The 22,591-nt window shown below is 68.1% G+C and carries 20 protein-coding genes and 2 pseudogenes; 7 read left to right on the top strand and 15 right to left on the bottom strand.

All coding sequences use genetic code 11. The features are described from left to right. From RJ1_RS39930 to RJ1_RS39945, 4 genes are all read right to left on the bottom strand, one after another. Positions 1 to 246 (bottom strand): serine dehydratase beta chain (locus RJ1_RS39930; RefSeq protein ID WP_276526513.1); only part of this gene is annotated, 246 nt, incomplete at its 3' end. Further along, positions 243 to 1,484: an amidohydrolase gene (locus RJ1_RS39935; protein ID WP_073369207.1), complete on the bottom strand. Its 1,242-nt coding sequence runs from the start codon at positions 1,482 to 1,484 to the stop codon at positions 243 to 245. The genes RJ1_RS39935 and RJ1_RS39930, both read right to left, overlap by 4 nt. A 32-nt stretch (positions 1,485 to 1,516) precedes the next feature. Further along, positions 1,517 to 2,950 (bottom strand): amidohydrolase, encoded by a 1,434-nt coding sequence (locus RJ1_RS39940; RefSeq protein WP_073369209.1) that lies wholly within the window; start codon positions 2,948 to 2,950, stop codon positions 1,517 to 1,519. Between the two features lie 34 nt (positions 2,951 to 2,984). After that, positions 2,985 to 4,451: an MFS transporter gene (locus tag RJ1_RS39945; RefSeq protein ID WP_073369211.1), complete on the bottom strand. Its 1,467-nt coding sequence runs from the start codon at positions 4,449 to 4,451 to the stop codon at positions 2,985 to 2,987. A gap of 102 nt (positions 4,452 to 4,553) precedes the next feature. Between RJ1_RS39945 and RJ1_RS39950 the strand changes: the two genes are divergently transcribed. The 3 genes from RJ1_RS39950 to RJ1_RS39960 all read left to right on the top strand — a co-directional run bounded on the left by RJ1_RS39950 (position 4,554) and on the right by RJ1_RS39960 (position 7,432). Further along, positions 4,554 to 5,567, top strand: a complete 1,014-nt coding sequence (locus RJ1_RS39950) for an Lrp/AsnC family transcriptional regulator (RefSeq protein WP_073369213.1) — start codon at positions 4,554 to 4,556, stop codon at positions 5,565 to 5,567. Positions 5,568 to 5,733: 166 nt separating this feature from the next. Then, a complete protein-coding gene (locus tag RJ1_RS39955) occupies positions 5,734 to 6,972 on the top strand; it encodes a cation:proton antiporter (protein WP_073369215.1) in 1,239 nt (412 codons plus the stop codon). Positions 6,973 to 7,051: 79 nt separating this feature from the next. Continuing rightward, complete coding sequence (locus RJ1_RS39960) at positions 7,052 to 7,432, top strand: hemophore-related protein (protein WP_073369217.1); 381 nt, start codon at positions 7,052 to 7,054, stop codon at positions 7,430 to 7,432. Here the strand turns inward: RJ1_RS39960 and RJ1_RS39965 are convergent. The 8 genes from RJ1_RS39965 to RJ1_RS40000 all read right to left on the bottom strand — a co-directional run bounded on the left by RJ1_RS39965 (position 7,426) and on the right by RJ1_RS40000 (position 16,232). After that, positions 7,426 to 8,415 (bottom strand): 2-hydroxyacid dehydrogenase, encoded by a 990-nt coding sequence (locus RJ1_RS39965; protein WP_073369219.1) that lies wholly within the window; start codon positions 8,413 to 8,415, stop codon positions 7,426 to 7,428. The two genes, RJ1_RS39960 and RJ1_RS39965, sit on opposite strands and share 7 nt — an antisense overlap. Continuing rightward, positions 8,415 to 9,752, bottom strand: a complete 1,338-nt coding sequence (gudD, locus tag RJ1_RS39970) for a glucarate dehydratase (RefSeq protein WP_073369221.1) — start codon at positions 9,750 to 9,752, stop codon at positions 8,415 to 8,417. The genes RJ1_RS39965 and gudD overlap by 1 nt, the downstream gene beginning before the upstream one ends. Positions 9,753 to 9,872: 120 nt before the next feature. Next, positions 9,873 to 10,589, bottom strand: a complete 717-nt coding sequence (locus RJ1_RS39975; RefSeq protein ID WP_073369223.1) for a sulfite exporter TauE/SafE family protein — start codon at positions 10,587 to 10,589, stop codon at positions 9,873 to 9,875. Beyond that, a complete protein-coding gene (locus tag RJ1_RS39980; RefSeq protein WP_073369225.1) occupies positions 10,586 to 11,596 on the bottom strand; it encodes an ABC transporter ATP-binding protein in 1,011 nt (336 codons plus the stop codon). Before RJ1_RS39980 ends, RJ1_RS39975 begins: the two co-directional genes overlap by 4 nt. A gap of 1 nt (position 11,597) precedes the next feature. Continuing rightward, entirely contained in the window at positions 11,598 to 12,647 is a 1,050-nt protein-coding gene (locus RJ1_RS39985) for an ABC transporter ATP-binding protein (RefSeq protein ID WP_073369227.1), read from the bottom strand. Beyond that, positions 12,644 to 13,642 (bottom strand): ABC transporter permease, encoded by a 999-nt coding sequence (locus RJ1_RS39990; RefSeq protein WP_073369229.1) that lies wholly within the window; start codon positions 13,640 to 13,642, stop codon positions 12,644 to 12,646. The genes RJ1_RS39985 and RJ1_RS39990 overlap by 4 nt, the downstream gene beginning before the upstream one ends. Positions 13,643 to 13,654: 12 nt before the next feature. Beyond that, positions 13,655 to 14,581: an ABC transporter permease gene (locus tag RJ1_RS39995; RefSeq protein WP_073369231.1), complete on the bottom strand. Its 927-nt coding sequence runs from the start codon at positions 14,579 to 14,581 to the stop codon at positions 13,655 to 13,657. A gap of 67 nt (positions 14,582 to 14,648) precedes the next feature. After that, positions 14,649 to 16,232, bottom strand: coding sequence for an ABC transporter substrate-binding protein (locus tag RJ1_RS40000; protein WP_073369232.1), 1,584 nt, complete (start codon positions 16,230 to 16,232; stop codon positions 14,649 to 14,651). Between the two features lie 351 nt (positions 16,233 to 16,583). Between RJ1_RS40000 and RJ1_RS40005 the strand changes: the two genes are divergently transcribed. From RJ1_RS40005 to RJ1_RS40015, 3 genes are all read left to right on the top strand, one after another. Then, positions 16,584 to 17,588: a 2-hydroxyacid dehydrogenase gene (locus RJ1_RS40005; RefSeq protein ID WP_073369234.1), complete on the top strand. Its 1,005-nt coding sequence runs from the start codon at positions 16,584 to 16,586 to the stop codon at positions 17,586 to 17,588. Then, entirely contained in the window at positions 17,585 to 17,980 is a 396-nt protein-coding gene (locus RJ1_RS40010; RefSeq protein WP_073369236.1) for a universal stress protein, read from the top strand. The genes RJ1_RS40005 and RJ1_RS40010 overlap by 4 nt, the downstream gene beginning before the upstream one ends. A 150-nt stretch (positions 17,981 to 18,130) precedes the next feature. Continuing rightward, a complete protein-coding gene (locus RJ1_RS40015) occupies positions 18,131 to 19,300 on the top strand; it encodes a serine hydrolase domain-containing protein (RefSeq protein WP_073369239.1) in 1,170 nt (389 codons plus the stop codon). Between the two features lie 39 nt (positions 19,301 to 19,339). Here the strand turns inward: RJ1_RS40015 and RJ1_RS47225 are convergent, their stop codons facing one another. Both RJ1_RS47225 and RJ1_RS40025 read right to left on the bottom strand, forming a co-directional pair. Further along, complete coding sequence (locus tag RJ1_RS47225) at positions 19,340 to 19,966, bottom strand: alpha/beta hydrolase (RefSeq protein WP_174695076.1); 627 nt, start codon at positions 19,964 to 19,966, stop codon at positions 19,340 to 19,342. 3 nt (positions 19,967 to 19,969) lie between these two features. Continuing rightward, a complete protein-coding gene (locus tag RJ1_RS40025) occupies positions 19,970 to 20,893 on the bottom strand; it encodes an amidohydrolase family protein (RefSeq protein WP_073369237.1) in 924 nt (307 codons plus the stop codon). On the opposite strand from RJ1_RS40025, the pseudogene RJ1_RS40030 reads away from it, so the two are divergent. After that, positions 20,861 to 21,853, top strand: a pseudogene (locus RJ1_RS40030) (MFS transporter); the annotation flags it as partial. The gene RJ1_RS40025 and the pseudogene RJ1_RS40030 overlap by 33 nt on opposite strands. 149 nt (positions 21,854 to 22,002) lie before the next feature. On the opposite strand, the pseudogene RJ1_RS40035 reads toward RJ1_RS40030, so the two are convergent. After that, positions 22,003 to 22,591, bottom strand: a pseudogene (locus RJ1_RS40035) (HNH endonuclease signature motif containing protein); the annotation flags it as partial.

Raw genomic sequence — 22,591 nt, forward strand, 5'->3', positions numbered from 1 at the left:
GTCGCACGTCTCCGGCCGGGCGCCGGCCAGCCCGGCGACGACGGCATCGGGCGTTCCGTGCCCGATGCCGGTCGCCGCCAGGGCGCCGTAGAGAACACAGTCGACCGTCATCACCCGGTCGAGCCGACCGGACGCGTGCAGATCGTCCACGAAGTCCGCTGCCGCGCGCATCGGGCCGACGGTGTGCGAACTGCTGGGCCCGATGCCGAGGGAGAAGAGGTCCGTCAGCGAAACGTACGCACTCACGCCCAGCTCGCGGCCCGGGTGAAGCCCTCCGGCCGTTCCGCCTGCAGGCGCAGCAGCTCACCACGGACCTCGGCGTCCAACGCGACGTCGAGTACCGTCCACACCAGGGCCGTCGCACCGTCCAGGATCGCGGCGTCGGCCGCGGGACTTGCTGCGGCGTCGGCGAAGTCTGCGTTGTGCGGGATCGCGGTGCTTCCGAGTACCGCGATCGCGGGATGGATGGACGGGACCACCTGGGACACGTTGCCCATGTCGCTGGACCCGCCGCCCAGTGCGGCGGACGTCAGTTCGCGACCGGTGGCCTGCAGGTTCCGGTCCCAGATTTCCGCGAGCACCGGATTCTGGACCATCGGCGCGTACGGCGGTTCCGTCGCCGCGTACGTCCATTCGCATCCGGTGGCGAGTGCGCCGGCTTCGAAGCAGGCGAGCACGCGCTCCTTCACCTCGCGCCACTCGTCGATCTCCGGTGCCCGCACCTCCACCTGCACGACCGTCTTGGCGGGGATGATGTTGGTGACGTCGCCGCCGTGCGACACGAACGCGTTGACGCGGGTCTTCGCCCGGAACTGCTGGCGGACCAAACCGAGGGCACCCAGGGCGATCGTCGCCGCGGCACCGGCGTTGATCCCGTGCTCGGGTGCGCCGGCGGCGTGCGCGGCCCGCCCGGTGAACGTCACCTCGAACCGGTCGACGGCCTGCATCCACAGCGAGGTGCAGGGCATATCCGTCCCCGACGCGCCGTGGACCATCAGGGACAGGGACGCGTCCTCCCACGCACCGGCTTCGAGCATGGGGATCTTGCCGCCGCCGTGCTCCTCGGCGGGCGTGCCGAGGAGTTTGATCCGGAGACCCGCCTCGTCGGCCACCGCGGCGAGCGCGAGGGCCGCGCCCACCCCCGCGGCCGCGATCATGTTGTGCCCGCACGCATGCCCGACCTCGGGCAGCGCGTCGTACTCGGCGCAGATCGCGACGGTGAGATCACCGTCGCCGTAGACCGCCTCGACGGCGGTGTCGAGTCCGTAGACGCCGACGGTGGTGTCGAAGCCGGCATTCCGGAGCGCGTCCCCGACGAGCGCGGCGGCGCGGTGCTCCTCGAACGCGATCTCGGGGGCGTCGTGAATGCGATGACTGAGTTCGAGCAGTTCCTTTTCGCGGTTGCGGAGCACCTGCGCCGCAGTGTCCTTCAGCGATCCCGCGCGCGGGTCGGTGGTGGCGCCCGCGGAGGTGGCGAGAGTCATGTGGGTTCCTTCCTGGCGGTGGCGACGGACGGTCAGACGGCGACGGTGTCGCGCAGGGGCGGGGCGATGACCCCGTCGGGAAGCGGTGAGTCGTACGGGGTCTCGGACGTGCGGGTGGTGAACTCCTTGCGCGCCGAGGCCAGTAGTTCGGCGTCCGTCAGGAGGTCCACCGCGGTCGCGGCCATGATCTTGGCGGCGTGGATCATTCCCTTGTGCGCGGCGGGAAGCTTGCCCTGCGCGACCATCTGCCACGAGTGGGCGGCAGTGCCGGCGCTGACGCACGCCGTGGCGCACTGCACGAGCGGCGTCACCCGGCTGACGTCGCCGAGGTCGCTGGATCCGGTCAGCGTCGGCCGCGGCGTGCGCGCGTCGAACGTGACGATCCCGGTGTGCAGAGCGCTTCCGTCGCCCTCGAATTCACCGCCGAGCGTGCTTGCCGTGCGCCCCGACGCCGTCGCGGTGGTGAACGCCGATGCGGACTCCAGGTCGGTGTCGTCGAAGGGAACCGGCCCGAGTTCGCGGAGCCGCTCCTGCATCGAATCCTCGAGGACGACGTTGGGCAGGATGTCCGAGCAGCCGCCGTCGATCTCGATCTCGACCGACGTCTCGGTCATCAGCGCGGCACCCTCGGCGATCTTCGTCACGCGTGCGAACAACTCGCGCATGCCGGCCACGTCGGGCGACCGCACCAGGTAGTAGGCCTCGGCGGTCGCCTGGACGACGTTGGGTGAGCGGCCGCCGGTGTCGAGGATCGCGTAGTGGATCCGGCAGTCCGACGGCATGTGCTCCCGCAGGAAGTTCGTGCCCACGTTCATCAGTTCGAGTGCGTCGAGTGCGCTGCGACCGCGGTCGGGCGAGACGCCGGCATGCGAGGCGATGCCGGTGAATCGGACGTAGGCCTGGATGTAGGCGAGCGTCCGGATCCGTTGCACGGTGGTGGTATCGCCGGGGTGCCACGACACCGCGGCGTCGACGTCCGCGAACGCACCCTCCTTGACCATGAACGTCTTCCCGGCGGCGGCCTCCTCGGCAGGGCAGCCGTAGTAGCGGACCGTTCCCGGGAGCCCGTGCGCGTCGAGGTAGCGCTTGACGGCGGTCGCGGCGAGGAGGGAGCCGCCGCCCAGAAGGTGGTGTCCGCAGCCCTGCCCGTTGCCGGTCTCGTTGCCGGGCTCCGGTTCGGGCACTGCACTTCCCGACTTCTGGCTCAGCCCGGCGAGGGCGTCGTACTCGCCGACGATCGCGATCACCGGTGCACCGCTGCCGGCTTCGGCGCTGAACGCGGTCGGGATGCCGGCCACCGACCGGGTGACCGTGAATCCCTCGGACTCGGCCACGGCGATCTGCGCATCGACGGAAGAGTGCTCTTCCCATCGCAATTCGGGGTTGTCCCAGATGGCGTCGCTCAGTGTGGCGTACTGCGGGCCGAGCTCGTCGATGGTGCCGAGGAGGTGGGGATCGACAGACACAGAATTTCCTTTCGTCGGGTGTCGCGGGGAGTTGTCAGGCGGGTACTTGCTCGTCGTCGGCAAGGGGAGACTTGTGGTTCTCGGTGGTGGTCATGGGTGTCCGGAGTTTCCGCGCCAGGAGGGCGGTGACGACGCACAGCGCCGCGCAGACCGCCCACACCACGTGATAGGCGCTCAGCGAGGGGATCGGCTTGCCACCGGCGGTGAGCGCCGGGCTGACCATCGACGACATCACGAGGGCGAACACGGCGCCGGCCACGGCTCCCGCCGCGGTCCGGGAGGTGTTGTACAGGCCGGACGCGATGCCGACGGAATCGGGCGGCGCCTGCTGCACGATGACGGTGGGCAGCACGCCCACCACCACTCCGCCGCCCAGTCCCGCGATGAACAACCAGAGAGCGAACGTCGCGGGGTTGCCCGGAACGAGGATCATCAACACGTAGGACACGGCGGCGAGGACCGCGCCCAGTGCGAGCGACCCCGGTACCGTGAGCGCTGATCGGGCGAGCCGATCGCTCACCGAGGCGCCGACGAACATCGCCAACGCGAACAGCGCCAGGATCAGGCCGGTCACCGACGCGGAGACGCCCAGCCCGTAACCGTTCGCTTCCGGTGTGGCCCGGAGGAAGAGGGCGCTGGGGGTCTGGGCACCGAACAACTGGGCGCCGAACAGCAGTGCCATCAGCAGCGGCACCCGCATCCCGCGTCCGACGACCTCGAGATCCACGAGGGGGTGCTGGACTCGTCGTTCCACGAACACCCACAGGACGAGAACCGCCGTCCCGACCCCGATGGATGCCCACGTCAGGGTGCTCGTCCAACCCCAGGTGCTCGCGTTGGAGACCCCGCCCAGCACACCGAGCAGACCCACCGTGAGCAGCACCGCACCGGCCCAGTCGATCGTCCCCGCCTTGCGCACCGTCGTCTCCGGGACCAGGAAGTACACCACGGCCAGGCAGATCGTCATGAGGACGGCGGGAACGAGCAGTACGACGCTCACGTCGCCGATCACGGAGTCCAGGAGGAATCCGGACAGCAGACCGCCGACTGCGGCGCCCAGCGTGAGTGACCCGACGAGTCGTCCGATGCTCCGGCCCGCGGTGGCCGCGTTGCGGTCGCGGACGATCGCGAACTCGAGCGGAAGGAACGCCGCGAGGGGCGCCTGCAGTGCCCGGCCCACGAGCAGCCATTCGAACGACGGCGCGAACGCGACGACGAACGATCCGAACGCGACGGAAGCGGTGGCGACGACGAGAAGGCGTTTGTGCCCGAAGAGGTCACCGAGTTTGGCGATCAGGGGGACGCAGGCGGCCGTTCCCAGCAGATACATCGCGCTCACCCAGTTCAAGGCAGCGGACGACGCGTCGAAGCGTTCGCCGATGGCGGGCAGCAGCGGGGAGAACCATCCCTGCAACAGCCCGCTGGCGAACTCCATGACCACGAGGAATCCGACCGCTGCCGTGGCAGCGTCGCCTCCCCGGATGTGGCGCGAAGAACTCATGTCGACTCCAAGAGGATGAGTGAAAAGTGACTGGTGGAAGAGTGACGCCCCGCGAATTCCGTCGTGTAAATTTGCAGCACCCTCGGCATCGAAGGACGGATCATGCAGGATTACGAGCCAGATGATGTCGATTTCGGACTCATGCATGCATTGCAGATCGAGCCGCGAGCATCCTGGAAGGCGTTGGCACCGATCCTCGCCGTCGACCCCGTCACGTTGTCGCGGCGGTACCAGCGGCTCCGCGACACCGGCCTGATCTGGATCACCGGATACGACGCCGGGGTGCCGGGGCGCGGTGCGCTGATCGAAATCGAATGCGCACCAGGACAATCGGTCGGTACCGCGGAGGCCATGTCGGAAGACCCCGTCGTCTCTGGCATCGACTTCACGGCGGGCGGCCGCGACCTCTTGCTCACGCTGATGGCCCAGGACGCGGCGGACACGTCGCAATTTCTGCTTCATCGGCTCGGCGACTATCCCGCGATCCGGCGAGCCCGGACCCACCTCATCACCGAGGTGCTGTTCGAGGCCGGGAACTGGCGGCTGCGAACCCTGTCGGCGGCGCAGGCCGCGCAGGTTCCCGGCGTCAGACCGCCTCGCCCCCGCGCCGCGCGGACGGTCTCACCCGACCTGAAACGCGTCATCCATCACGAACTCGGCATCGACGGCCGCGCACCGACCACGGCGATCGCGGAACGCGCCGGGGTGAGCAACCAGCGCATCACCGACGCGATCGCGACGATGCGGCGCGACGGCTCCCTCCGGCTGCGCACCGACATCGCCCGCGCCTACTCCGAGTGGCCGATCTACGCCTGGTATTTCATGCAGGTTCCCGCACCCCTGGTCGAGCGGCTGCGAACGTCGCTGGGCAAGATCGAGGAAGTCCGGTTGGCGGTGCTCGTGGCCAGCGAATACAACCTGATCATGGCGGTGTGGTTGCGCACCCTGAACGACGTCCACCGGTTCGAATTGCTTCTAGAGAAGCTCCTGCCCGGGGCGCGGGTGGCGGACCGGTCGGTGGTCATGCAGATCGGGAAGCATCTGGGGCACATCCTCGATGCCCGCGGACGGGCCACGGGGCCGGTGGTCTCGATGATTTCCCCCGCCGCGACGTGACCGCAGATTCACCCCTCACGCATGAGGTGGAGCACGCCGACCTGTCCGACACTTCACCTCGGATGATTCGGGCATCCGCTCGTCTCACCGTTCTGCCCTGATCGAAGGGATGGCCAGCGATGAGCGTCGACCGGGCGAAGTACGCGTGCAGTAGGGCGGCGCGGGCGTGACGTGGGCGCTGCCCGTGATCGCCGCGGTACTGCTCGCCTACGCGGCGATCTCGCGGCGTATCGCGGGCACTCCGATCACCGCGCCGATGATCTTCACCGCTGCCGGCCTCCTACTCGGGGCGCGGATGGCCGGGCTGATCGACGTGCACGTCACCGCCGAGGTGGTGAAACTGCTCGCCGAGGTGACTCTGGCGCTGGTGCTGTTCTCCGACGCCTCGCGGGTCAACCTGCCCGAACTCCGGACCGAGATCTCCCTGCCCGCACGACTGCTCGGCATCGGTTTGCCGTTGACCATCGCGGCCGGATTCGGCGCCGCAGTGGTGATTCTCGGTGACTTCGCCTGGCCGGAGGCGTTGCTTCTCGCGGTGATCCTCGCCCCGACCGATGCCGCTCTCGGGCAGGCGGTGGTGACGCTCCCGATCCTGCCGTCCCGGGTGCGGCAGGGTTTGAACGTCGAAAGCGGGCTCAACGACGGGATCTGCGTGCCGCTCTTCCTGATCGTGCTGGCGATCGCCGAGGCGGAATCGGGGGCGATAGGTGGCGGCGCCGCTGCCCGGCTGGTCACCGAGCAGATCGGCTACGGGATCGTGGCCGGTGTCGGCGCCGGGGCGATCGCGGCGATGATTCTGGTCATCGCCGGCCGCCGTGACACCATCGACCCGATGTGGGCGCAGATCGTCCCCGTGGCGGCAGCTGCGCTCGCCTACACGGTCGCCGTCCCGGTGGGTGGCTCGGGTTTCATCGCCGCATTCGTCGGCGGACTGACGTTCGGCGCGATCCGCCACCGCGCCGAAGACGGAGCGGACGACCCCAACATGCTGGACGAAGCCGGCGACCTGCTCAACGCCGTGACCTTCATCGTGTTCGGCGCCGTACTCCTCGGTCCCGCCCTCGACCACCTGTCCTGGGCGATGCTGGGTTACGCAGTGGTGAGCCTGACCGTCGTCCGGATGGTTCCCGTCGCACTGTCGATGATCGGGGGGCAGCCGCGGCTGCCGACCATCGCCTTCGTCGGCTGGTTCGGCCCACGCGGACTCGCGACCATCGTCTTCGTCATTCTCATCCTCGAAGAACCCGGCGAACTGCCCCACGAGGGTCTGCTCCTGACGACCGCGATCGTCACGATCGCACTGTCCGTTCTGGCCCACGGTCTCAGCGCCGCTCCACTGGCCGACCGGTACGCCACGTGGTTCCGGAACCACCCCCGCCCCGAGGCCCGGCCTGCACCGCACTGATTCTCAGACGGTCCTCAGAAAAGTCACAACTCGACGTCCTATCGTTGCCCCGGCAAACAACCCCACGGGAGGACACGACATGAACGTTTCACGAGCACGTCTGCACTTCGGCATCGCAGCGGTCGGCGCGATCTCCGCCGCCCTGGTGATCCCCGGTATCGCCTCCGCGGATCCGATCGAGTCCGATTCCACCCGCCTCGTGAACTCCACGTGCAGCTTCGCGCAGATCGATGCGGCGATGCACGACGTGACCCCGCAACTCGCCGGGCGCCTGGACCAGGCGCCGGAGCGCAAGGCTCAGCTCGCGGACTTCTTCGCGAAGTCGCCTGCCGAACGCCAGGCCGTCCTCGACGCGCACCCGCAGCTGAAGAGCCGGCTGGAGACGGTCCCGACCGAGGGCCCCGCTGTCCAGTGGCGCGAAAAGGCGCAGACGATCGCCGAGACCTGCGGTAACTACTGACGCACGCTAGGGCGGACGGTGCGCAGGACTGTCCGCCCCGTGTCGAGCCGGCGGATGTTGTCGGTGATGTCGCCGACGCGTCCGACGAACGTGTGGTCGGTGACGCCCGACGAGTGCGGGGTCATCAGGACGTTCGGCAGGTCGCGGAACGGCAGCGCACCGGGCGCACCGTCACCGCCGGCATCGGGGTAGGAGTACCAGACGTCGATGGCCGCGGCCGCGATGCCGTGCGAGGCCAGCGCGTCGAACAGCGGCTGTTCCCGGACGAGGGGTCCGCGCCCGACGTTGATCAGCACACCGTCGGGGCCGAGCGGCTCGAGTTCCGCGGCGCCGATCATGCCGCGGGTGTGGTCGTTGAGCGGTGCCGACACCACCACCACGTCGGATTCCGACATCAACCGGGTGAGCGACGCGTTGTCCCCCGCCCACTCGAGCCCCGCGGCGCCGGCGTCGAGGGTGCCGCGCCCGGTCACCGCGCAGCCGTCGGCGCCGAACGCGCGCAGCAGGTTCCACGCCCGGCTGCCGATGTGACCGAAGCCGACGAATCCGATCCGGGCACCACGCATCGACCGGGACTGCGGAATGCCGTCGTCGTACACCGACGTGGCCCACCGGTCACCGCGCAGCGCGCGATCCTGGGCGAGGAACCCGCGACGCAGCATCAGCGCCGCCGACACGATGTACTCGGCGATGGAATCCTCGTGGTGAAACGTGTTGGCCACCACGGTGTCGGCGGGGAGTGCGTCGAAGTCGACCTTGTCGGTGCCCGCACCCGCCACGTGCAACAGGCGAAGTTTCGGAGCGGCCGCCGCCATGGCGGCGGTGAAGCGGCCGCCCACGTATACGTCGGCGTCGCCCAGATCGGCGACGATCACCGCTTCGTCGAATGTCCGATGCCAGGACACCGAGGCCCCCGACGGCAGCCCGGATTCGAACAGTTCCCGGTGCGGCAGCAGGTTCCGGTCGCCGACGACGACCTTCATCAGGAACGCACCAGCGCGGGCCGCTTGCTGTCGAACGTCCAGTCGGGCACCAGGAACTGCATGCCGATCGAATCGTCGCGGGCACCGAGCCCCTTCTGCCGATACAGCTCGTGGGCGGCCTCGACGCGGCCCATGTCGAGTTCCACACCGAGACCGGGCGTCGTCGGCACGGTGAGATAGCCACCTTCGATCTCGTAGGGCGCCTTCGTGATCCGCTGCCCGTCCTGCCAGATCCAGTGCGTGTCGATGGCGGTGATGTCGCCCGGCGCCGCCGCCGCGACGTGGGTGAACATGGCGAGGGAGACGTCGAAGTGGTTGTTGGAATGCGAACCCCACGTAAGGCCCCACGCGTCGCAGAGCTGGGCGACGCGCACCGAGCCGGCCATCGTCCAGAAGTGCGGGTCGGCGAGGGGGATGTCGACGGCGCCGGAGCGGATGGTGTGGCCCATTTCGCGCCAGTCGGTGGCGATCATGTTGGTGGCCGTGGGCAGTCCGGTGGCGCGTTTGAACTCGCTCATCACCTCACGACCGGAGAAGCTGCCCTCAGGTCCGACGGGGTCTTCGGCATAGGCGAGAACGTCTTTCAGGCCGCGGCAGGTCTCGATCGCCTCGGACAGCAGCCAGCCGCCGTTCGGGTCGAGGGTGACCCGCGCGTCGGGGAACCGTTCGGCCAGCGCCGTGACCGCGGCCGCCTCGTCGCGGGGTGCGAGCACGCCGCCCTTGAGCTTGAAGTCGGCGAACCCGTACCGCGCGTGGGCGGCCTCGGCGAGCCGGACGACGGCGTCGGGGGTGAGTGCCTCCTCGTGCCGCAGGCGTAGCCAGTCGTCGGATTCCCCTGCACCCGACTGGTAGTCGAGGTCGGTCTTGTTGCGGTCGCCGACGAAGAACAGGTAGCCGAGGGCCTGCACCTTGTCGCGCTGCTGACCGTCGCCGAGCAGCGCCGCGACGGGGACGCCGAGGTGCTGCCCGAGGACGTCGAGGAGCGCCGACTCGACCGCGGTCACCGCGTGGATCGCGACCCGGAGGTCGAACGTCTGGTTTCCGCGGCCGGCGGCGTCCCGGTCGGCGAACGCGCGGCGCAGATCGGCGAGCACGCCGTTGTACTCGCCGATGCTGCGTCCGGTCACGATCGCGCGGGCGTCCTCGAGGGTGCGGCGGATCGGCTCACCGCCCGGCACCTCACCGACGCCGGTGTTTCCGTCGGAGTCGGTGAGGATCACCAGATTCCGGGTGAAGTACGGGGCATGCGCGCCGGACAGGTTCAGGAGCATGCTGTCGTGGCCCGCTATCGGAACCACTCGCATGTCGGTGACGACCGGGGTGCTCGTTGTACTCATCTCCGAAACCTTCCTTCACAGCGCAGCGCCGCCCGTGAGGCGCCTCACAACGAAAACTCTAAGTGGCCCGATTGATACATGTCCAAGACTTGTTGAGCATCGACCGATGCAGACTCTGCATCACAGAAGCTGTTGGCCGATCAGCATCACCGCACCCACGCAGGACACGGCGATGGACGCCCGGCGCAGGCGGGCCGCGTCCAGGTAGCGGTTCACGAACCGAGACGCCACGTAGCCCAGCACCGTCGCCGGGATCAGCAGCAGGAACATGACCGCGGACTCGCGGTGCACCGACCCGGTCACGGCGAGAACGGCAACCGACAGGGTCGAGCCCACCAGGAAGAACGCGCTCATGTTGCCGCGCAACTGGGCGCCCTTCGACCCCTGCATCACCAGCGCCATCGGCGGACCGCCGATCGACGTGGCCGTGCCCAGCAGACCCGAGGCCGCACCCGCGACCGCGAGGTTCCGGCGTCGCGGCGGCGGCGCCCAGCCCAGCGATGCGAATACCACCCCCGCCAGGACCACGGCCGCGAGCAGCAGCGACAGGCCACGTTCCGGCAACGACACCAGCAGCAGCGCCCCCGCGATCGTGCCCGGCACCCGGCCGGCGAGGGCCCACCCCGTGCCGGTCAGATCGAGGGCTTCGCGCTCCCGCCACACCACCATCACGGTGACGACCGTCGCCGTCATGATCAGCGTGCCCGGCAGCAGACTCGGATCGACGAGCGCGACGACGGGTGCCGCGAGCATGCCCATCCCGAACCCGATCGACGCCTGCATGCACGAGGCGAGGAACACGGCCAGCGCGATGATCGCGAACCCGGCCCCGCTCACCCGACCGCGGCCGGGACGCCGAGTTCGACCGGACGCCGGGGGTGATGGCATTCGGCGACATGGCCGCGTTCGCGCTCGTCGACCGCGGCGGGCGGCACAGTGCTCGCGCAGATGTCCGTGGCATGGGCGCAGCGGGTGCGGAACCGGCAGCCCGACGGCGGGTTCAGCGGCGACGGCACCTCACCGTCGAGGATGATGCGCTTGCCCCGGGAGTCGGCGTCCAGTTTCGGCGCCGCCGACATCAACGCCTCGGTGTAGGGGTGGGCGGGGCGGTCGAACACGGCGTCCGTCGCACCCGTTTCGACGATGCGGCCGAGGTACATCACGGCGACGCGGTCGGCGACGTGCCGGACCACGGAGAGGTCGTGGGAGATGAACACGTACGAGATGCCGAGTTGTTTCTGCAGGTCGTTGAGCAGGTTGAGCACCTGCGCCTGGACCGACAGGTCGAGCGCCGACACGGGTTCGTCGCAGATGACGACGCTCGGGTTCAGCGCCAGGGCGCGGGCGATGCCGAGGCGCTGCCGCTGACCGCCGGAGAACTCCTGCGGGTACCGGTGCTCGTCGCTGGGCCGCAGGCCCACCAGGTGCAGGAGTTCACGCACCCGCGCCGCCCGGTCGCGGCTGGTCTTGTACATCGTCTTGTGGGTGCGCCACGGCTCGGCGATGATGTCGGCCGCCGACATCCGGGAGTTCAGCGACGCGTACGGATCCTGGAACACCATCTGCACCCGGCGGCGCAGCGCGAGCAGTTCCTTGCCCTTCAGGGAGAAGGGGTCGACGCCGTCCCACGTCACGGAACCGGAGTCGGGCCGCTCGAGCATCATCAGCGTGCGGGCGAGAGTGGACTTGCCACAGCCCGATTCGCCGACGAGTCCGAGGGTCTCACCGCGGGCCAGGTCGAGGTCGATGCCGTCGAGCGCGCGCAGTTGATTCTTGCCCGCCTTGTTCGCGGGCACCTTGAATGTCTTGGTGAGACCCCGCACCTTCAGAATCGACTCGGACATGTCAGACCTCCTCGGGGAAGTGGCAGGCGGACCGGCGGCCCTGGTGCGGACGAAGTCCGTCCGAAGCTGCGGAGTCGGCAACGTCGGCGAGCGGCGGCCGGGTGGTCCGGCACAGGTCGCGGGCCAGCGGGCAGCGCGCCTGGTAGACGCAGCCGGAGGGGATGGAGTGCAGGTCGGGTGGGGTGCCGCCGATGGACTTCAGATCCTCGCCGCGGACCGCGTGCACCGGAACCGAATCGAGCAGCCCCTTCGTGTACGGGTGCTGCGGCGAGGCGAACACCTCGGCGACCGGCCCGGTCTCGACGACGTTGCCGGCGTACATGATCGCGACCCGGTCGGCCTCCTCCGCGACCAGCGCGAGGTCGTGGGTGATGAGGATGACGGCCATGTCGTGTTCGGTGCGCAGATCCCGCAGCAGCGACATGATCTGCGCCTGCACCGTGACGTCGAGTGCCGTCGTCGGCTCGTCCGCGAGCAGCACCGTGGGACTCAGCGCGACGGCCATCGCGATCAGCAGGCGCTGCCGCATGCCGCCGGAGAACTGGTGTGGGTAGGAGTCGACCCGCGATTCGGGTTCGGGAATCCCGACCCTCTGCATCAGCGAGACCGCTTCCCGGCGCGCTTCTTTCGCGGACATGCCGCGGTGGATCCGGAACGGTTCGGCCAGTTGCTTGCCGACCGTGTAGACCGGGTTGAGCGCGGTGAGCGCGTCCTGGAACACGATGGCGAGTTCGGTGGCGGCGAGGGTGCGGCGGGTCCGGGCCTTCGCCGTCACCAGATCGACGTCGCCGAGACGGACGGAACCGTCGGTGATGTCGGCGATCGGTTCGAGCAGGCCGACGAGCGCCTGCGCGGTCATCGACTTGCCGCACCCCGACTCACCGAGCAGCGCCAGGGTCTCCCCGCGCCGGGCGGTGAACGACACGTGGTCGACGGCACGGACGGTGCCCGAGGGGGTGCGGAGGTCGACCGTCAGGTCGGCGACCTCCAGTGCGACGCGGTCGGTGTCTGCGACGTCGGGCGAGTCGACAGCCGGTGCAGGTGCACTCATGAGACGACCTTTCGGGTGGGGAACAGCCGGGAGCGACGCGACCGCGGGACGGTCAGGCGCCAGCGTTGGGCGGGATCGGTGGCGATCCGGGCCCACGCGGCGAGCACGGTCGCCGACACGGTGGTGATCACGATGGCGAGACCGGGGAAGAACGACAGCCACCACGCCGTCTGCAGGTACGTCCGGCCCTGCGACACCATCAGGCCCCAGCTGATCTCGGGCGGCTGGATGCCGATGCCGAGGAAGCTGAGCGACGACTCGGCGAGCATCACGTAGCAGAAGTCGAGGGTCGCGACGGTGAGCAGAGTAGGCAGCAGAATCGGGAACACGTGCCTGCGGATGACGGCACCGCTACGCGCGCCGAACGTCCGGGCGGCGTCGACGAACAACCGGCTCTGCAGTTCCGCGGATTCCGCGCGGGCGGTGCGCAGGTAGATCGGGATGCGCGTGATCGCCAGGACCAGAACGATGTTCGCGGCACTCGGCGAGAACACGTACAGCACGACGACGGCCATGAGCAGCGACGGGAAGCTCATGATGACGTCGGCGACCCGCATCGCCGTCGTCTCCCGCCAGCCGCGGTGGTAGCCGGCCCACATGCCGACGAGGGACCCGACGATGCAGGACAGCGCGACCGCGGGTAGTGCCACCAGGAGCGTGGTGCGGCACGCGACGATCAACCGGGCCAGCATGCTGCGGCCGAGCGGGTCGGTGCCGAGGATGTTCATCCACCCGTTCGCCACGTCGAACGGTGCCAGGTTGGACCGGTCGAGGTTCTGATCGGTTGCGGCGCCGCCGACGAGCCACGGACCGAAGACGGCCACGAGGAATACGGACACCAGGATCGCGGCCGCCACCGTGGCCATCCGGTCGCGGAGGAGCAGTTTCCACAGCGGTGTCTTGCTCCGCGGTGGTTTCGGCGCCGGGACGGCGTCTTCGACGGGCGCGGCGAGGGCCGGCGTCTCGTCCACACGGGGTGCGTTGTCTATGGACATGTCGGCGGCCTCCTAGACCTTGGACTTCTCGCGCACACGCGCGTCGAGAAGCGCGTAGCCCGCGTCGATCAGGATGTTGAGGACGAAGATGCTGACCGCAGTGAGGAGCACCGCCGCCTGCAGCACCGCGAAATCGCGTTGCAGGATCGCGTCGATCATCAGTTTCCCGATGCCGGGCCACCCGAAGATCGCCTCGACGACGACGGCTCCGTTGACCAGTCCGACGGTGAGGTCGCCGGCCACCGTCAGCGCCGGGGCGGCGGCGTTGCGGAGGGCGTGGTGCGTGACGACGCGCAGGTCGCCGGCGCCCTTGCTGCGGGCAAGACGTACGTATGGTGCGGACAGCGCCGACACCATCGCACCGCGGACCACCTGGGTGAGCACGCCGAGCGGGCGGATGAGCAGCGTCGCGATCGGCAGGATCCACGACAGCGCGCTTCCCGTTCCGGACGTCGGGAGCACCCCGAGGACGACCGCGAAGATCCACACCCCGGTGATCGCGAACCAGAAGTCGGGGATGCTGGCCGCGGTCATCGACAGCAGGCTGGAGATCCGGTCGGCCAGCGAGTTCGGCCGGTACGCCGCCCAGCAGCCGATGACGATGGCCCCGATGATCGCGAGCAGCATGGTGAAGAACGCCAGTTGCAGGGTGGCGGGGAACGCCCGCAGGGCCATCGTCGCGGCGGATTCACCCGTGCGCAGCGACTCCCCGAAGTCGAGGTGGGCGACCCCGGACAGGTAGTCGGCCATCTGACTCAGGACCGGCTTGTCGAGGCCGTTCTCGGCCGCGAATTCGGCGCGCTGGTCGGGTGTCGCGGACACCGGCAGGTAGAGGTTCGTCGGGTCGCCGGTGAGGCGGGCGAGCAGAAACACTCCGAAGAGCACGACGAGCAGGGGGACGAGGCTGGTGTAGACGCGTCGGCGCAGGAAGGCGAACATCGCTCACCGCCTTCGGATCGGGTGCGGATGGGACATCATGGTTCCTCCGGGTGGGCTGGGAAGAGGGCTAACCGTTCGCGGGTGCGTCCGCGTGCGTCATCTCGCTCAGGCGCATCTCGTCGCCGGTAGCGGAGTTGGGGGCGTAGGACACGGTCGGGGACTTCGCGAGGACACCGTTCATGTGAGCGATGTACGCGAACTGCCGGACCTCCTTCGGTTCGTTCGCGATGACTTTGGCGAACTCGGCCTGGCGGGCTTCTCCGACGGTGTTCTCGGCCGCGTCGATCTGCGCGTCGTAACCGGGGGTGCCGAAGTAACTCTGATACCCGTCGCTACGCATGTACTGGTCGACGGTGAACTGCGCGTCGCCGGCCTGGTTGCCGTGCTGGATCAGCAGCATCATCGGCCCAGCACCCTCCGGATAGGGCCTGACCTGGTACTGCAGCTGGCCGGCCGTGTCCATCATCTCGATCTTCACGTCGAGACCCGCCTTGCTCAGCGAGTTCTGGATGACCTCGACGGTCTCGTTGATCTTGGGGAACTGCCCGGTGCGCCCGATCAGCCGGATCTGCCTGTCGACGGGGACACCGTCGGCCTTGGCCTCCGCCACCAACTGCGCGGCGCGGTCGGGACTGTAGGGCGTCGATTCGAGGTCGGGGTCGAACCCGACGATGCTGCTGCCGACGAGCTGCCCGGCCGGCTCACCGAGCCCCTGGAACAGGGCCTTGACGATGCCGGCACGGTTGACGGACAGGTCGATGGCCTCCCGGATGCGGTAGTCGTCGAGCGGTGCCTGCGTGCCGTCGATGCGCAGCGCCGTCGTCTCGTTGTTGGGATACGCGACACCGAGATCGCCGGCACCGTCCTCGGGTCCGAGGGAGGTGGCGAGTTCGGCCTCGGCGTTCAGCACCATCGCCGCCCGCACGCTGCCCTCGGTGCGCCACTGGTAGATCGCCCGCGCGTACTCGGGAGCCGTGCCCCAGTAGGTGTCGTTGCGCACCAACGACAGTCGCTGGCCGTGGTCCCAGTAGTCGACCTTGTAGGGCCCGGTGCCGATCGGGTCGCGCACCTTGTCGTCGACGCTCGTCGTCGTCGGCACCATCTCCACGAAGGAGATCCGCAGCGGCAGGATGGGATCGGCGGCCTGGGTTTCGACCGTCACCGTCGTCGGGTCGACTGCCTTCACCACCAGTTCGTCGTCGCCGAACACGTAGCCGTCGACGTCGCAGCCGATCGTCGAGTTGACCGTCCGGTCGATCGAGAACGCGGCATCCTCGGCGTCGAAGGCGCTGCCGTCGCTGAACGTGACTCCCGGGTGGATCCGGAACGTCCAGACGGTGGGCGCGGTCTGCTCCCACGAATCGGCGAGCCTGGGTTCGAGGTCGCCCGTGTCGGCGTTGCGCTCGACGAGCGGTTCGGTGATGTTCGACCGCACCACGACCCCGGTGGACGTGAGGGACGCGTCGCACGGTTCGAGAGTGGGGGGCTCCTGTGGGAGCACGATGCGCAGAGTGTCGGGGCTCGCGGCATCGCTGTGGCTCGAGTTGGCCACCGAGCAACCGGTAACCAGAGCCGGCACCGTGATTGCGGCGGTGGCCGCGACGACGACGCGGTAACGGGTTCCCTGCTGCAGCGAACGTGCAGGGCTCATGGTGTCCTCCGTAGGATGTGTCGCGTACTCGACGCGAGTGAAGAGGGCCCGCCTGTGACGGTAGACACACGCTATGAGCGGCCCGGAGGAGCGTCAACAGCGGGAAAGGGCGCAAAACCGTCCGTGGGGGCAGTCACAAGCGTGATCCGAGGAGATGGCGATCACTCCCGCAGGGCTCTGACCGGCACGTTCGGGAGGTTTCGACATCTGCGCACGTCAGCGGGCCGTCAACCCATGCCGTTTGGGTATCGATCCATGTTATTTACGTGTTGGACAGCCATTCCGAGGGCCGCTTAACGTACGGGTAACCGGTGGTGCGGAGAGTCGTGCCGCCACTCGTCAGGAGGCACGATGGTGACCGCAGAGGCGTCCGTGAAAGAAGCTGCCGTACAGACCGTTTCGGGCGGTCGCATCCTGAAGGTCGGCCCGCTGAAGCCGTCCCTCGCCGCGACGCTGACGGAGAAGTACGACGCCCTCGACCTCCCGCTCGGAGACGGCCACGCTGACTTCCTCGCCCTGCATGGCGAGAGCGTCACCGCCGTCGTGACGTCCGGCCGCACCGGCGTCGACGCGGCCCTGATGACCGCCCTGCCGAACCTCGGTGCCATCGTCCACTTCGGAGTCGGTTACGACACAACCGATGTCGCGCTCGCCGAGGAACTCGGTATCGGCGTGAGCAACACCCCCGACGTTCTCACCGACTGCGTCGCCGACACGGCCGTCGGGTTGCTGATCGATACCCTCCGTGGCTTCTCCGCCGCCGACCGCTTCGTGCGCGACGGCCGGTGGCCCGCCGAAGGCAACTTCCCCCTCACCCGGAAGGTGAGCGGCACCCGCGTCGGCATTGTCGGGCTCGGACGCATCGGTTCCGCCATCGCCGCCCGCCTCACCGGCTTCGGTTGCACGATCTCCTACCACAATCGGCGTGAGGTCCCCGATTCTCCGTTCTCCTACGTCGATTCGGCGGTGGAACTCGCCGCGGGGGTCGACGTGTTGATCGTCGCCGCTGCGGGAGGCAAGGGCACCGCAAAGCTCGTCGACCGAGACGTTCTCGAGGCACTGGGCCCCGACGGCTACCTGATCAACGTGGCACGCGGCAGCGTCGTCGACGAGGACGCACTCGTCGAACTGCTCACCGACCGCAAGCTCGCCGGCGCCGGACTGGACGTGTTCGCCCAGGAGCCCCAGGTCCCCGAAGCTCTCCTCGCACTCGACACCGTCGTCCTGCTCCCCCACGTCGCGAGCGGCACCACCCAGACCCGGGCCGCGATGGAGGCCCTCACCCTGCAGAACCTCGACGACTACCTCGCCGACGGCACCCTCACCACCCCCGTGCTCGAGCCGAGGTCACGATGAGCGTCATTCTCAGCTACGTCCCGACGGTCGAAGGTCGCGGGGCTCTGGCCTTCGGTTTCACCGAAGCCCGCATGCGCGCAACCGATCTCGTGGTGATCGCGGACGGCGACAGCGCCTCGGTGCCCGGTTTCGGCGCCGAACTGCAGTCCGCCCGTGAAGAAGCGGACGCGGCCGGCGTCGACTTCTCCGTCGCACGCAACGAACCCGACCGCTCCCACGCCGACAACCTCATCGACGCGTCCTACGATTCCGCCGCCGAACTCCTCGTCCTCGGCATGCGACGACGCTCCCCCGTCGGCAAACTCCTCATGGGCAGCGTCGCCCAGCGCGTGCTCCTCGAGGCGCAGTGCCCGGTGGTCGGGGTCAAGCCTCCCGTCGCAGCGGAGGTCTGAACGATCCGCTCGTAGTGCCCGAAACGCCGCCGATCGTGTCGCGGCGGACTGCCGCATGCCCGCATTCGGCTCCGACGCGGCGTCGGCGCCGGTAGATTCACGTATCGCTGCTTCCCGCAAGATTCCTGCGTCGTGAAGGGATCGTCCGTCATGAGTAAGCCGACTCACCGGTGGATGCACCGCGCTGCATCTGCCGCGCTCGCCGTCGCCATGGGATTTGCCACCATCTCCTGCGGATCGGATGAAACCAGCGGCGGCGGGACGGCGTCGACAACCCAGGAAGCCCCCGAAGCCGCGAAGATCGAAGAGATCGTCCGCGACAAACTGACCGGGCTCGACCTCACCTCCGCTGTGTTCGGTGTGTGGCGCGGCGACGAGCAGATCACCGTGGGCGCGCTGGGCGGATCCCCGATCGGCGTTGCCGCAACGCCCGAGATGCAGCTGCGCGTGGGCCAGCCGATGGAGCCGATGCTCTCGACGGTGCTGCTTCAGCTCGACAAGGACGGCGTCGTCCCCCTCGACCGGCCGATCGCCGAATGGGTCCCCGATTTCCCGCGCGCCGACACGATCACCCCGCGCATGCTTGCCAACGGCACCACCGGAATCTCGGACTACGTGACGAACCCCGAGTTCCTGAAGCAGTTCTACGCGAACCCGATTGCGGGATTCACCGCGCAGCAGATCTTCGACCTGGCCAACTCACGGCCGCCGCTGTTCGAGCCCGGTACCAGTTGGGCGTATTCCCACAGCGACCTGTGTCTGCTCGGCCTGGTGATGGAGAAAGCCGCCGGCAAACCCCTCGGCGACCTCATCGAGCAGCACGTCCTGGACCCGCTCGGTATGAACAACAGCGAGGTCGTGCTCACACCCCAGATGACGGAGCCGACTCTGCACGGCTACACGAATGAACGCGGCGTCTTCGAGGACTCCACATTCTGGAACCCGACCGCATTCCTCAACAGTGGCAACATGAACTCCACCCTCTCCGACATCTCCGTGTGGGTGCGTGCGCTCGCCGCAGGCAAGCTGCTCTCCGAAGAGCAGTTCGACGAGATGATGGCTCCCAAGACCGCCGGCCTCGGCCCACTGACAGCGCAGAAGTACTTCGCGTACGGGGTCGTCCACACCGGCGACTGGCTCTTCATGAACCCCGCATTCGGTGGCTACAACGGCGTCGCCTTCTACGACACGAAGACCGACACGACAATCATCGTCTACTGCACGCTCGGACCGAAAGCCAACGCCGACACCAACAACGCCGTCCCCATCGGCCACGACATCGCCGCGGTTCTCGTCCCCGACCGACCCCCGAGTCTCTGATCGGCGGGTTTCCGTGAACGTGGCCCGGCCGGAAGGTCCTCAGCCGGCCAGCCGCTGCAGGATGGCGTCGAGTGCCTCGTCGCCGTTCTCGCCGTCGAAGATGTTCTGCGCGTGAGAGGAGCCCGGCAGGAGGATCACGTCGTTGCCCTCACCTGGTGAGCGGTCGGCGAGCTGCTGCGACACCCCCGCAACGGGCTCGTCCTCGCTGGCGATGAACAGCTTGGGCTCCCCGCCGAGGCCGTCGACGACCTTGTTGGGCGAGAGCAGCACCAGCTGGTCAGGCAGGTCGGGTTGCTGCGAGGCCAGTTGCAGGATCGCGTCGGCGCCCGCGCTTCCGCCCACCAGCGCGACGTCGGGATGCCCGTCGTCCTGGAGCTTGGCGACGGCGGCCGCGATCGACTCCGGTGCGATGTCCTCGACGGCGATGACGGTGGCACCCTGGTCGGCGATCGCCGCGGCCTGCTCCTCCCAGCTCGCGGCGTCGAAGACGGCACCGTGAGCCAGCACCACCCCGTACTCGCCGTCACCCCACTGCAGCGCGTCGCGGCCACCGACCTCGATCTGGGTGCCGTGGGTGTCACCGCCCGTCGATGGTGGGTCGGCGTCGCCGGAGCAGCCCGCGGCGACGAGCGCAAGCATCGACAACACGACGAGTAGGGCCTTCATCTCTCAAACGTACTGCGGAGCTGCAGCAGCCGGCAGGCGATACACCCGCCGAGCGGTGTCACCGAAGAAGAGTGCCTGCTCGGTCGACGACACGTCACCGAGGGCCGCCTGCACGGTGGACACCATGGTGTGGCTGTCCCACAGCAGATGGTCGACGGGATAATGGGAGGCGAACATGCATCGCCCGGCGCCGAAAATTTCATGTGCCGCCCGAATCCACCGACCGATCGTTTCCACGGATGTGCCGAAAATGAGGGCTATCCCCTGCAACTTGAGGACGACGTTCGGAAACTGACTCACCTCCCTCAGGCGTTCCTCCCAGCGGGCGAATCCCTCGGCGGTGAGGTCGACCGGCCAGCCGACCGCCTCCAACACAAACGTGGTGTCGGGAAACGCCGCAATGAGATCGTGAGTCGCAGACAGTTGCTCGTCGTAGACGAGCAGATCCCACACCAGCCCCGCCTCGGCGACCCGCTCGAACCCGCGCAGCCACGCTGGGTCTGACAGGTAGTCGCCGCGCGCTCCCAGGCGTTTGACGGGGTCGGCCGCCCAGTACAGCGGCTGACGCACGGCCCGGACCACCGGCAGATCACGATATCGCGCGAGAACGCCCGTCAGATCACCCGAATCGAGCTGCACGGCCGCGATGAACGCGTTCGGAACACCGACACGGTCGGCGCAGTGCTGAACCCACACAGCCTCCGCGACACCGTCTGCCGCACCGAACTCACACGCGACCGACGCCGCGACCGGTATCCCGGCGACCTCCGCCCGGTAGTCCTGCGGCAGGTGTCGGCGCGCAGCGTCGTAGTAGTTCGGCAGCAAGGCAGTCAGCGCGGCTGAGCGACTGTCGATCCACGGGTACGCGAGGTCGGGCGTGTTGATGAAATGGTGATGAGCATCGACGATGTCCACCTCACGCAGCATATTTCATTCTGCCAACAGCCGGACCCAACTTCGAGTGTGATCTGTGATCTCTGGGTGCCCTCGGAAATCGGTAATCGACTGGGTTCGACGACCGCGAAGGCCTACTTCGACACGGAACAATTACTGACACAGCTCGGCGACAACAGCTGGCGCTGGATGCTCGCGAGCGCAGCCGCTCCCGCCGTGCTCTTCTTGCTTGCCCGAGCTGGGACACCGGAATCCCCTCGATGGCTCATCGGCAAAGGCCGGATCGACCGTGCGAACGACGCCTTGCGGAACGCATTCGGACCTGATGTCACTGTCGAGGACAGTCCCGACGAACACGCAACGAACGTCGATCTCCGTGCCCTCCTACGATCCGGTTACGGAGGCCGGTTGCTGTTCGTCACGGCGTATTGGACTGCTTTGATCGTTCCTCTCTTCGCTGTCCATGCATTCGCTCCAGCCATCCTCGACAGTCTTGGTTTCGGAAACAGCATGGAGCAGATCGGCTCCACCGTCATCACTGTGACGTTCATGGTGGGATGCATCGTTGCTGCATTCTTGGTCAACAAGATCGGACGTCGTCCACTCACGATCCACAGCTTTCTGTGGTCGGCGATCGCGCTGTTGCTTCTCGGTCTGTTCCCGAACTCGTCGACGGTGGCGGTCATGGTCTTTTTCCTGGCATACGCCATCTTCATCGGTGGGACTCAGATCATGCAACAGGTCTATCCGAATGAGCTGTTTCCCACTGAAATTCGAAGCTCGGCCAACGGCCTGGCTACCTCACTCAGCCGAATCGGAGCTGCGATCGGAACCTATTTGGTGCCGGTTTCACTCACGTCGCTGGGAGTCGGTACGACGATGCTCCTCGGCGCCGCCATCACAGCCTTCGGTGCAGTGATCTCGGTCTTGTGGGCCCCCGAAACTCGGGGATTGTCGTTGTCCGAGAGTTCGGGACTGTCCGCCCGGAACAGTCGCCATCGGAACAGTCGAAGTCGGAACCCGCACCCGTCTACAGCCTTTCGGAGTTTGAAGACTGACCGGACGACGGCATGCCGGCGCGGCGACAGGGACCCGTCCTGTCGCCGAGTCGGCATCGTGTGTGGTGTTGTGTCCCGCCGTGGTCAGGCCGCTTCGGGCCGGCCCCGGTTGTGGGCCGGGATCGGCTTCCGCTCCCAATCGACCTGCCTGGGCGGAATGAACATGGGATACCGATCGGCCCCCATCTCTCCCAGTCACTGTGATGGAGCAGCCGGTGGTGGAACCCGCACAGCAGCACCAGATTGTCCATATCGGTCGGACCACTCTTGGACCAATGGACGATGTGGTGGCCCTCGCACCACGACGGCGGCGCCCCACACCCCGGGAACGCGCACCCCCGATCCCTCGCCACCAACGCCTTTCGCTGCCTCTTCGTGACCGTTCGGGAGGACACACCGAGATCGAGCGGCGCCCCGTTCCCGTCGAGCACGATCGGCGTCACGATCGAATCGCAGCTCAGGAGCCGAGCCGCGGTGATGCTCAGCGGCCCCATCCACTCCGTCCACGCCACCCCATCGACGGCAAACAGGCCCTCGTCTGCCGAGGAGGTTCTATGCGGTTCCCGCACCCCGCAGCCGCCGTGGTCGGCGAGATCCTTGACGTTGACATGCAGCGAGACGTGCGGCCGTTCCCCGCCTTCCTCACCGGCGACCCCCGAATCGAGGTAACGCC

The organism is Rhodococcus jostii NBRC 16295, from assembly GCF_001894825.1.
Taxonomy (GTDB): domain Bacteria; phylum Actinomycetota; class Actinomycetes; order Mycobacteriales; family Mycobacteriaceae; genus Rhodococcus_F; species Rhodococcus_F jostii.

What these genes read in the sequence shown, in the direction of transcription:
- RJ1_RS39935 (WP_073369207.1), bottom strand. Translation starts at nt 1,484, where the DNA reads ATGACTCTCGCCACCTCCGCGGGCGCCACCACCGACCCGCGCGCGGGA.
- RJ1_RS39945 (WP_073369211.1), bottom strand. Translation starts at nt 4,451, where the DNA reads ATGAGTTCTTCGCGCCACATCCGGGGAGGCGACGCTGCCACGGCAGCG.
- RJ1_RS39950 (WP_073369213.1), top strand. Translation starts at nt 4,554, where the DNA reads ATGCAGGATTACGAGCCAGATGATGTCGATTTCGGACTCATGCATGCA.
- RJ1_RS39960 (WP_073369217.1), top strand. Translation starts at nt 7,052, where the DNA reads ATGAACGTTTCACGAGCACGTCTGCACTTCGGCATCGCAGCGGTCGGC.
- RJ1_RS39965 (WP_073369219.1), bottom strand. Translation starts at nt 8,415, where the DNA reads ATGAAGGTCGTCGTCGGCGACCGGAACCTGCTGCCGCACCGGGAACTG.
- gudD (WP_073369221.1), bottom strand. Translation starts at nt 9,752, where the DNA reads ATGAGTACAACGAGCACCCCGGTCGTCACCGACATGCGAGTGGTTCCG.
- RJ1_RS39980 (WP_073369225.1), bottom strand. Translation starts at nt 11,596, where the DNA reads ATGTCCGAGTCGATTCTGAAGGTGCGGGGTCTCACCAAGACATTCAAG.
- RJ1_RS39985 (WP_073369227.1), bottom strand. Translation starts at nt 12,647, where the DNA reads ATGAGTGCACCTGCACCGGCTGTCGACTCGCCCGACGTCGCAGACACC.
- RJ1_RS39990 (WP_073369229.1), bottom strand. Translation starts at nt 13,642, where the DNA reads ATGTCCATAGACAACGCACCCCGTGTGGACGAGACGCCGGCCCTCGCC.
- RJ1_RS39995 (WP_073369231.1), bottom strand. Translation starts at nt 14,581, where the DNA reads ATGTTCGCCTTCCTGCGCCGACGCGTCTACACCAGCCTCGTCCCCCTG.
- RJ1_RS40000 (WP_073369232.1), bottom strand. Translation starts at nt 16,232, where the DNA reads ATGAGCCCTGCACGTTCGCTGCAGCAGGGAACCCGTTACCGCGTCGTC.
- RJ1_RS40005 (WP_073369234.1), top strand. Translation starts at nt 16,584, where the DNA reads ATGGTGACCGCAGAGGCGTCCGTGAAAGAAGCTGCCGTACAGACCGTT.
- RJ1_RS40010 (WP_073369236.1), top strand. Translation starts at nt 17,585, where the DNA reads ATGAGCGTCATTCTCAGCTACGTCCCGACGGTCGAAGGTCGCGGGGCT.
- RJ1_RS40015 (WP_073369239.1), top strand. Translation starts at nt 18,131, where the DNA reads ATGAGTAAGCCGACTCACCGGTGGATGCACCGCGCTGCATCTGCCGCG.
- RJ1_RS47225 (WP_174695076.1), bottom strand. Translation starts at nt 19,966, where the DNA reads ATGAAGGCCCTACTCGTCGTGTTGTCGATGCTTGCGCTCGTCGCCGCG.
- RJ1_RS40025 (WP_073369237.1), bottom strand. Translation starts at nt 20,893, where the DNA reads ATGCTGCGTGAGGTGGACATCGTCGATGCTCATCACCATTTCATCAAC.